The organism is Acinetobacter sp. RF14B, assembly GCF_006864105.1.
Classification (GTDB): Bacteria; Pseudomonadota; Gammaproteobacteria; order Pseudomonadales; family Moraxellaceae; genus Acinetobacter; species Acinetobacter lwoffii_C.
In genome coordinates this window covers 1-10,129 of sequence record NZ_SMTB01000091.1, presented here as the reverse complement: position 1 = coordinate 10,129, position 10,129 = coordinate 1, and the positions used below count along the sequence as shown (strand labels likewise).

The following is a 10,129-nucleotide window of genomic DNA, read 5'->3' as shown; positions in this document are numbered from 1 at the left end:
GCGGGCATCCCGAAACCAATGGCATGCAAGAACAGGCTGGCCTTAGGCTGTAGACTTTCCGGCACACCTAGCAGGGGCAGGACCCAAGGCAAAATCTGTAAAATCAGGCCTGCAATGATCCCGAGGACCAATGCCACCCATAGAGACTGCCGGGCAATAGTGGCTATTTTTTCCGGCGTACGTGCACCATTGGCTTCAGCCACTAAAGGCGTGGTGGCAATCATGATCCCACTAAACAGCAGCATGACCGGAATCCATAAACCAACCCCTACCGCAATTGCGGCAAGATCAGTAGGGGAAAGGTGTCCGGCCATAATCGTATCAATGAGCCCCAACCCTGCCTGGGAAAACTGGGTGACCAGAATGGGCAGCATGAGCTGAAACAGGCGCTTTAACTCAAAGGAAAAGGTTGTGGCGGACGAAACATTAGACACAAAAATGACTCATAGGTAATTATGTGCTTAGAGAAAAGGTTTAGCGTTGTAAAGTGAGAAGCACACCAATAAAAATCACTACGCCACCCAATAGACGTTGCCAGTTTAGCGGCAGTTTTGCATTGCCCAGCAGACCAAATTGGTCTACGACCATCGACATGACCAGCTGTCCAAAAATAATGGCACCCGTCAAAGTCAAAAAACCAAGCTTGGGCGCTGCATAGATGCTCATACTAATGGCATATACTCCCAGTACGCCTCCGATCCATAAGTACAGGGGCACATTCATCAGCTCCTGTAGAGTCGGCTTGGATTGCGGCTGCAACAGCACCAGCAGAGCAAGCACTATTGTACCAATCAAAAAGGAAAAAAATGCAGCTTGAATCGGAGAATATAAATATTCTTTTAACTGGGTGTTAATGGCGGTCTGCAAGGTCAGCAAGACTCCAATGGTAAACACCAGAGGCAATAATATGATCAGTTGGGAAGATATTTTCATAATTTAATGAGCTAATTTTATTTAAATTTTTAGGTTGATCTTGCAGTGATTTTAATTTTAACAGTGTGCTGGAACAATCATGTTAAAATTTGGATAGATCTTGTCATAATTTTGAGTACTTCTTTGGCTGAACTAAATCCCGCCCTGATTCCTGTATCGCTTTATATCCATATGCCGTGGTGTGTGCGCAAATGTCCTTATTGTGACTTTAACTCACATGCGGTTCCTGAGGGGAAATTGTCTCTGGAGCTGGAACAGGAATATTTACACGCCTTGGTCGAGGACTTTAAAACTCAGGTAGATTTTGCCCAGGGACGCGCCATTCACAGTGTTTTTATCGGTGGTGGAACCCCTTCGCTCATTTCTGCACCAGGCTATCAATGGTTATTTACACAATTGCAGGCGATTATTCCTTTTGAAGCGGATTGTGAAATTACCCTGGAAGCCAATCCAGGCACCGTCGAGCATGATCCTTTTGCGGGCTATCTCGCAGCAGGTATTAACCGTCTCTCGCTTGGCGTGCAAAGCTTTAATACTGAACATCTGAAACGCTTAGGGCGGATTCATAGCAATGAAGATGCTCTTTTTGCCATTGGGCTGGCACATGAAGCTGGCTTTCAGCGCATTAATGTAGACCTGATGCATGGACTACCGGAACAGACTCTAGAACAGGCGCTAAATGATCTGAAGCTCGCTGTTGAACATGGAGCAACGCATATTTCCTGGTATCAGCTCACTATAGAACCGAATACGGTCTTTTTCCGCACCCAGCCAGTTTTACCGCTAGATGATGTTCTGGAAGATATTCAGGAGCAGGGCGAGCGCTATCTGAAAGCCCAAGGCTTTGTTAATTATGAAGTCTCTGCCTGGCGTAAAGAATTGCCTTCGGCGCACAATCTGAATTATTGGCAATTTGGCGATTATCTGGCCATTGGAGCAGGGGCGCATGGGAAAGTAACTCGACCGGATGGCGTGTACCGTTTCCAGAAAACCCGTTTACCCAAAGATTATCTGGCTAAAGTGCCTGCCGAGCATTTACAGTTTAAACGGATTGAAGAGAGCGAGCTGCCATTTGAATTTATGATGAATGTCCTGCGCTTGAACAACGGCGTAGATACTAAACTTTATAGTGAGCGGACCGGCCTTTCAGTTGAGCATTTAAATGGACTCTTGGATTCACTACGTCAGCAACACTTGATGGTAGAGGATATAAGTCGCATTGCCTGTACGGAACAGGGACATATATTTTTAAATTCAGTGCTGGAAGAATTTCTTTAAGCCCATAAAAAAAGCACCCTTCCGGGTGCTTTTTCAAATCAGTCTCTAATTATAGAGCAGTGATTTGAGTCGCTGTAGGGCCTTTTTGACCTTGAGCAACGATGAAAGAAACTTTTTGGCCTTCAATTAGAGTTTTGAAGCCAGAACCTTGGATTTCGCTGAAATGAGCGAAAACGTCTGGACCAGACTCTTGTTGAATGAAACCGAAACCTTTAGTTTCGTTAAACCACTTTACTGTACCATTAACTGTATTAGACATAATATAACCTATTGAATCTTGTGTGTTTTTAGTCAAAATTTCAGATGACTAACCGTAACTTTGAAAAATGAAAAGGATGGAGCTTTTTGATCTGTAAAACGAAGGTTTATGACTAAAACTGCGATACTTGAAAGAAGACTAACCAAAACAAGAATTTTTCTAGTTATCGTCATGATACCTTTTATTTATAGATTTTCAAGAAAATTATACTGAATATCGTTTAGGGTTTTGAAAAATATACAAATAAATTTGTGTGTTTTGTGTACGTCTTTCATATAAACAGATTTAAATACGCTTGTATATAAAAAAAGAGCGCTATTGCGCTCTTTTTTAATTACTTTGCTTATTAGTAATCGAAGCTAAAATGTTCTGCTGCCAGAGTCGTTAACGTTTTTGATGGGTTAACCATGGCTTCAGCATGTCCTTGGGCACGTGGTAACAGGCGCTCAAAATAGAAATCTGCTGTTTTGATTTTGGCTTTATAGAATTCTGGTGTTTCTGCACCATCACCAGAGGTCAGTTTCGCAGAAGCGACCGCCGCTTGTTGTGCCCAGAAATAAGCCATCATCACATAACCAGAGAACATCAGGAAGTCCACCGAAGCGCTTGAGACGATGTCACGGTCTTTGCGTGCTGCCAGCATAATACGTACGGTCAGGGCATTCCACTGTGCGCACAGCTTGGTCAGATCCCAGGCAAAGCGGCGCATATATTTATTACGTGCATGCTGACCACAGAATTTCAGGATTTCAGCCGTATAATCGCGGATGACTTTACCCTTAGAGGTCAACAGGACTTTACGGCCAATCAGGTCAAGTGCCTGTACGCCAGTGGTACCTTCATACAATGTAGAGATACGGGCATCACGTACGATCTGCTCCATGCCCCATTCTTGGATATAACCGTGTCCACCAAAGACCTGTACACCGTGGTTGGCTGCTTCAAAGCCCATTTCGGTCAGGAAGCCTTTCAGAATCGGGGTATAAAAACCTAAATGATCATCCTGTTCTTCAAAAGCGGCTTGGTCACCTCGTACCAGCGCATCATTCATATTGTCTGCAATTTGGGCAGCATGATAAATCATGGCACGGCCACCTTCAGCAATCGCTTTTTGGGTTAGCAGCATACGGCGTACATCCGCATGGTGAATGATTGCATCAGCTACTTTTTCCGGATCTTTTTTACCCGACAGGGCGCGCATAGACAGGCGTTCTTTTGCATATGGTAAAGCACCCTGGAAGGACAGTTCTGCATGACAGATGCCTTGAATGGCCGTACCGATACGCGCGGTGTTCATAAATGTGAACATGGCATGCAAACCTTTATTTGGCTCACCAATCAGATAGCCCACTGCATTGTCAAAGTTCAGAACGGCCGTCGCAGACGCACGGATTCCCATTTTGTGTTCAATCGAACCACAGGTCACCGGGTTACGTTCACCGATACCACCATCTGCTGCTGGAACGAATTTCGGCACGATAAACAGGGAAATCCCTTTGGTGCCTTGCGGCGCATCCGGAAGACGGGCCAAGACAATATGCACGATGTTTTCAGTCAGATCATGTTCACCGGCAGAGATGAAAATCTTGGTTCCTGAAATGGCATAGCTGCCGTCTTCTTTCGGCTCAGCCTTGGTTTTCACCTGACCGAGATCCGTACCACATTGTGGTTCAGTCAGGCACATGGTGCCTGCCCAGGTGCCTGCAACCAGATGAGGCAGATAAGTATTCTTTTGCGCCTCGGTGCCATATTGCATGATGGTGTTGATACAGCCTATGCTCAGGCCCGGATACATCTGGAAAGACCAGTTAGCTGTTCCCATCATTTCTGATTTGATCAGGTTAAGAGACATTGGCAGGTTTTGGCCACCAAATTCTTCAGGATAGGACAAACCTTGCCAGCCGCCTTGTACAAACTGGTCATAGGCTTCTTTGAAGCCTTTTGGTGTTTTGACTTCGCCATTTTCAAAATGACAGCCTTCCAGATCACCGCTCTGGTTTAAAGGAGAAAGGACATTTTCACAAAAATCTGCCGCGCCTTCCAAAATCATGTCTACCGTGTCAGCATCGGCATATTCACCATTCGACAGGTTCTGGTAGTGCGCAGGGTAGTCAAGCACTTCATTCATTAAAAAGCGAATGTCGTGTAAAGGGGCTTTATAAGCTGGCATGCGTTTAATCCTGATTAAAATAGTTTTGGATTATCTGTATCGATTCTATGATTATTCATACTTGGAATAAAAAAACATTGATAAGGCACGCAAATAAAATTGTCAGAAAAGCGAATTACATATTCAAGCTGTTGCTGGCTATTCTTTTGCTCGCCTGGCTTGGGTCTGGAGCAGGGTTAGATAAAAACTGCTTATCTGATTAGACTTTAATGAATAAAAAGCGGCTGTGTCCAGTACTAGTTTTGTATAAGTTGTACCCAAATGTTATCGAGTTTTTCTAATAAAAAGATGTCACTAAATCCAATCAGATAAGCATAAAAAGTTGAAAAAGGACTGATTCGACAGTCCTTTAGCAGAGGAGTGAAAGAAATTAAAGAAAATCCTTCAGCTCCGGTTTTACCCCATTCCAGATATAAAAGGATTCAATGGCCTGGCCGACCAGCATACCAAAACCTTCAGAAGTCGGTACACCGCGGGCTTTGGCCTGATCGAGGAAAGAAGAAGGTTTACCATAGGCCATTTCATAGGCCTGTTTAAAACGCAAACTATCTGGCAGTATCAGTGCATCACCCGTTAAGCTTGCAGAAGTGGCATTGATGACCAGATCAAAATCACCCGTTAGAGCATCTAGGGCGATGGCATGTAATTCCGCCTGCGGCACGGCATCACGCAGGTCTGTCACCAGCTGTTCGGCACGCGCCAGAGTCCGGTTGGCAATCACGATTTTTTTGGCGCCTGCTTGTACCAGCGGATAAATCACTCCACGTGTAGCACCGCCTGCGCCAATCATCAGGATATCGGTATTTTCCAGATTCCAGTCCAAGGCACGAATGGCTTCGACCAGTCCCTGACCATCGGTATTATCTCCATGCAATACACCTTCTTGCATCCAGAGTGTATTGACGGCTTTAGCAATTTTGGCGCGCTCGGTCAGGACCTGACATTGAGCAAAAGCCTGCTCTTTAAAGGGCACAGTGACATTCATGCCGCTGCCCCCCTGAGCGAAAAATTCCTGAATATTGGCGCTAAAACCATCGAGTGGCGCCAGACGTTTCTTATAGTTTAATGCTATACCGGTTTTGGCTGCAAAAGCCTGATGAAGTTCCGGAGAGCGTGATTGTTCAATGGGATTACCGACCACGGCAAATTGCTTGCTCATTTCACAGTGTCCATGTGCTGAAATGGGCATCAATATACGTGAAAATGACCGGGGACTAAAGCGCCTGCTTATTTAAGCCGTTCGAACTTCAAGAACTACAAGTTTCAATAATCTGTTCTGCCAGAAATAGTGCCATGCTGATCACCACGCCAGCAACAGTCAATACACTGACACTGATGGCCACACTGTCCAGAACAAAATTATGGCTAATTATAGCGGTGCTAATCGCAGCAATACAGGTAATCAGAAACAGCCAAAAGGCCAGAAGGGCAGGGTTTAAATCGGCATCATACATTTTTATTTTACTCAGTCATTAAATTATTGAACCAGACAATATGCAGGGTATTCCCGGGTTCAAGGATTGCCTTTGAGTATAGATGATTTATCTATTGAAAATGTCCTCTATTTGAGGACACTTTGTATGTAATTATGTAGGGGATTCTTATTTGGTTTTCAGTTCTGTTAACCAGTCATGCGCTTTAAGATAGTAATCAGTGAGGCGCTTCTCAGCTGAACCTTCAGCCCATTCAGGACGATATGACCAGCCAGTAAGAGGTGGCAGACTGACCAGAATCGATTCGATCCGCCCGCCGGTTTGCAGGCCAAACAGCGTACCGCGGTCATAGACCAGATTGTATTCTACATAGCGGCCACGACGATACAGCTGAAAATCGCGCTGTGCCTGCGTGTATGCCTTGTTCTGATTGCGCTTGAAAATAGGCAGAATGGCCTCTAAGTAGCCATTGCCTACAGCTTGTATATACTGGAAACAGGTCTCAAAATCCCACTGATTAAGATCATCAAAGAATAGGCCGCCCACCCCGCGCTGCTCGTCACGATGCTTCAGATAGAAATAATCATCACACCATTTTTTGTGTTCGGCATACACGTTGGCCCCAAAGGGTGCACACAGGTCATGTGCCGTCTGATGCCAAGATAAAATATCGTCATCATTGGGATAAAAGGGGGTTAAATCAAAACCGCCTCCAAACCACCAGATGGGATCCTGGCCTTCTTTTTCTGCCACAAATAAACGTACATTGGCATGTGAGGTTGGTACATTCGGGTTTTTAGGATGAATGACCAGCGATACCCCCATGGCCTGAGCCTTGGCGCCGGCAATATTCGGATGGCGTTCAGTCGCTGAAGCCGGCAGGTTGGATATATGAATGTGGGAAAACATTACCCCACCTTTTTCAATTACCGTGCCATTTTGTAAAACCCGGGAACGGCCACCGCCACCTTCAGGACGTTCCCAGTCATCAATCACAAATTCGGCGCTACCGCCGCCAGCCCGTTCTTGCTGTTCAAGTGCTGCACAGATCCGAGCTTGCAGGTCGAGGAGAAATTCGCGAACGCGTTGAATATCCATAGATGTTGGATGCTGCATCAGAACCCTCATGAGGAGATTAAAAAGCTGTTTACATCAAACCATAAAATGACCTAAAAATTAAGGTGTTTTTCTCAATACTCCTTCTGTGCCGGCCGACTCAACCTCAGCAAGAGATCAGGTGGGGCCAGGCTCAAATCCGACCGGAGAGCTTGGTTGAATTCTTTTTTCAAGCATCTCACAATAGCTGAGCATACTCATTTTTTCGGGCTTTATCTGCTCACAGGTGGACAGCATGTCGGTTCAGATGAAATCTCTTATTCAGAAATATAATGTTCCTGGTCCACGTTACACCAGCTATCCAACCGTCCCCTATTGGCAAGAACAGGATTTTTCCTTGGCCCGCTGGAAGCAGAGCTTAAAGCGGTCTTTTGACGAGTCGAATCAGTCAGAGGGCATTAGCCTGTATATTCATCTCCCTTTTTGTGAAAGCCTGTGTACCTTCTGTGGCTGCCATAAGCGTGTCACCAAGCGCCACGAAGTAGAGCAGCCTTATATTCAAGCCGTATTGAAAGAGTGGGCACTGTATTGTGAATTGCTGCAAGACAAACCTCTTATTAAAGAAATTCATCTGGGGGGCGGTACGCCGACTTTCTTCTCAGTTGAGCATTTAACCCAGCTGATTCAGGGAATTTTACTCAAGGCGGACATTGCCGCAGAGCATGAGTTCAGTTTTGAAGGCCATCCCAACAATACCACGCGTGAGCATTTGCAAGGGTTGTATGATCTGGGGTTTCGCCGGGTCAGCTATGGTGTGCAGGACTATAATGCAACCGTACAAAAAGCCATCCATCGGATTCAACCCTATGAGAATGTCAAGCAGGTCACTGAATGGGCACGTGAGATTGGCTATAGCTCCATCTCGCATGATCTGGTCTTTGGCTTGCCTTTTCAGAGTCTGGACGATGTTTTAAATACCATCGACCAGACCAACTCATTGCTACCGGATCGTCTGGCCTTGTATAGCTATGCCCATGTGCCATGGATTAAAGGCAATGGCCAGCGCGGCTTTAAAGATACTGATGTGCCCAAAGATGAACTCAAACGCCAATGCTATGAAGAAGGCAAGAACAAGCTTCTGGCACAGGGCTATCATGAAATTGGCATGGATCACTTTGCTTTAAGCAGCGACAGCATGTACCACTCTTTTCAAACAGGGACTTTACACCGCAACTTTATGGGCTATACCGCTTCCAAAACCCAGCTCATGATTGGACTGGGGATTTCCTCAATCAGTGACAGCTGGTATAGCTTTGCGCAAAACGTGAAAACAATTGAAGAATATTATGAATGTCTGGAACAGCATCAGATTCCGGTCTTTAAAGGACATATTCTGTCTCGGGAAGACCTGATCATTCGCCAGCATATTCTCAACCTGATGTGCAGCTTTAACACTTCATGGAAAAATCCTGAACTGCAATTTGCTGAAATTGAGGAAGTGCTGGAGCAGCTTGAAGAAATGCAGCAGGATGAATTGATTAAAATAGCAGACGCATCAGTCACGATTCTGGAAAAAGGCAAACCCTTTGTCCGCAATATCTGTATGGCCTTTGATTTGCATTTAAAGCGCCGTATGCCGGAAAACCGGATTTTCTCGATGACGATTTAATCGCATCCTGATTTCGTGGGAGGAGAGATGAGGAGAGATGAGAAAAACTTTCTTCAATGAAATAAACCTCCTCCCTTGGGGAAAGGGAGGAAGAGGGGAGAATTCTTAACAGACGTTAAAAATCATCCTTCTGATACATATGTGCCATACGTTCATGCTTGGTTTTGAGATACTGCTCATTGAATGGATTTAAGCCTACTGTCAAGGGAACACGGTCAATCACTTGAATTCCTTGTGCTGTCAGCGCATCAATTTTAAGCGGATTGTTGGTGATCAGGCGTACCGCTTTCACTCCCAAATGATCCAGCATAATGCTGCACATGTCATATTGACGTGCATCTGCCGGCAGATTGAGCATCAGGTTGGCATCGACCGTATCATGTCCCTGATCCTGCAAGGCATAGGCACGAATCTTGTTGGTCAGGCCTATTCCACGTCCTTCCTGGCGCAGATATAAAATCACGCCGCAGCCAACTTCATTAATCAGCTTGAGGGTGGCCTGCAGTTGCGGGCCACAGTCACATTTCAGGGAAGCAAAGGCATCACCGGTCAGACATTCTGAATGTACACGAACCAGGACTGGCTCATCAGTGGGTTCATCTAAACCCTTAGAGAGCGCAATATGTTCCTCTCCTGTCTTAGGGTCTTGAAAAACAGTAATTTTAAATTCACCATGAGCGGTCGGTAATCTTGACGTTGCGACAAATTCGATTGGCACAGCTGAACCCGTAAAATCCTAAAAAGTAACTAAAGTATAGCCTAATGATTAAACATTAGTAGAATTGCACAGGGGATTTTGTGGAGAACATTTTCTTTTTTTAAGAAAGCGAACGATAATAGTTGATAAATAGTGAGGTTATTCAGGATAATCGTAGCCTGCAAATTTTTTACCCCGATGAAATCATTGTGTAATAATGCGTCGCTAGAAGCGTAGCTGAATTGAAGCTGCTACAATTCAACTATATGATCGGGTACTCCCCATTGACCTCGCTTAGCATTTGCCAGGCTTTAGAAGGCTTTGCCATATATGTTGTATACAGAAATTCCAACTCAACGTCCTGTAACACCATTGCTAGATGGAATTGATCATCCTCAGCAACTGCGTGCACTTGAGCAAAGCCAGCTAGAGCAAGTGGCGGATGAGTTACGTCAATTCATTTTGTATGCTGCTGGGCAAAGTGGAGGGCATTTTGGTGCCAACCTCGGTGTAATTGAGCTGACTGTGGCTTTGCACTATTGCTTTCAGACGCCGCATGATCGCCTGATCTGGGATGTAGGTCATCAGGCCTATCCGCATAAAGCTTTGACCGGACGCCGGGAACAGTTGACCA

At 45.3% G+C, this 10,129-nt stretch carries 11 protein-coding genes; 3 read left to right on the top strand and 8 right to left on the bottom strand.

The features are described from left to right. Together E2K52_RS11860 and E2K52_RS11855 are read right to left on the bottom strand one after the other, a co-directional pair. Window positions 1-434 (bottom strand): MATE family efflux transporter (locus E2K52_RS11860; RefSeq protein ID WP_319922804.1); only part of this gene is annotated, 434 nt, incomplete at its 3' end. Window positions 435-474: 40 nt separating this feature from the next. After that, the gene (locus E2K52_RS11855; RefSeq protein WP_151205286.1) at window positions 475-933 is read right to left on the bottom strand and encodes a DMT family transporter; all 459 of its coding nucleotides are present in this window, start codon (window positions 931-933) and stop codon (window positions 475-477) included. Between the two features lie 123 nt (window positions 934-1,056). Between E2K52_RS11855 and hemW the strand changes: the two genes are divergently transcribed. Next, window positions 1,057-2,211 carry a radical SAM family heme chaperone HemW gene (hemW, locus tag E2K52_RS11850; protein WP_151205285.1) on the top strand — a complete coding sequence of 385 codons (1,155 nt, stop codon included), beginning with the start codon at window positions 1,057-1,059 and terminating at the stop codon, window positions 2,209-2,211. 49 nt (window positions 2,212-2,260) lie between these two features. Here hemW and E2K52_RS11845 read toward each other — a convergent pair whose 3' ends face one another. The 5 genes from E2K52_RS11845 to hemF form a co-directional block, all read right to left on the bottom strand. Continuing rightward, window positions 2,261-2,470: a cold-shock protein gene (locus E2K52_RS11845; RefSeq protein WP_151205284.1), complete on the bottom strand. Its 210-nt coding sequence runs from the start codon at window positions 2,468-2,470 to the stop codon at window positions 2,261-2,263. 346 nt (window positions 2,471-2,816) lie between these two features. Then, window positions 2,817-4,640, bottom strand: a complete 1,824-nt coding sequence (locus E2K52_RS11840) for an acyl-CoA dehydrogenase C-terminal domain-containing protein (RefSeq protein ID WP_151205283.1) — start codon at window positions 4,638-4,640, stop codon at window positions 2,817-2,819. A gap of 370 nt (window positions 4,641-5,010) precedes the next feature. Next, a complete protein-coding gene (gene aroE, locus E2K52_RS11835) occupies window positions 5,011-5,799 on the bottom strand; it encodes a shikimate dehydrogenase (RefSeq protein WP_151205282.1) in 789 nt (262 codons plus the stop codon). Window positions 5,800-5,887: 88 nt separating this feature from the next. Next, the gene (locus E2K52_RS11830; protein WP_151205281.1) at window positions 5,888-6,094 is read right to left on the bottom strand and encodes a hypothetical protein; all 207 of its coding nucleotides are present in this window, start codon (window positions 6,092-6,094) and stop codon (window positions 5,888-5,890) included. A gap of 147 nt (window positions 6,095-6,241) precedes the next feature. Next, on the bottom strand, window positions 6,242-7,189 hold the full coding sequence (hemF, locus tag E2K52_RS11825; protein ID WP_151205280.1) for an oxygen-dependent coproporphyrinogen oxidase: 948 nt from the start codon (window positions 7,187-7,189) through the stop codon (window positions 6,242-6,244). A gap of 235 nt (window positions 7,190-7,424) precedes the next feature. On the opposite strand from hemF, the gene hemN reads away from it, so the two are divergent. Next, window positions 7,425-8,798: an oxygen-independent coproporphyrinogen III oxidase gene (gene hemN, locus E2K52_RS11820; RefSeq protein ID WP_151205279.1), complete on the top strand. Its 1,374-nt coding sequence runs from the start codon at window positions 7,425-7,427 to the stop codon at window positions 8,796-8,798. Between the two features lie 115 nt (window positions 8,799-8,913). Here hemN and ribA read toward each other — a convergent pair whose 3' ends face one another. Beyond that, entirely contained in the window at window positions 8,914-9,516 is a 603-nt protein-coding gene (gene ribA / locus E2K52_RS11815) for a GTP cyclohydrolase II (protein WP_151205278.1), read from the bottom strand. Between the two features lie 309 nt (window positions 9,517-9,825). On the opposite strand from ribA, the gene E2K52_RS11810 reads away from it, so the two are divergent. Next, window positions 9,826-10,129 (top strand): 1-deoxy-D-xylulose-5-phosphate synthase N-terminal domain-containing protein (locus E2K52_RS11810; protein ID WP_319922803.1); only part of this gene is annotated, 304 nt, incomplete at its 3' end.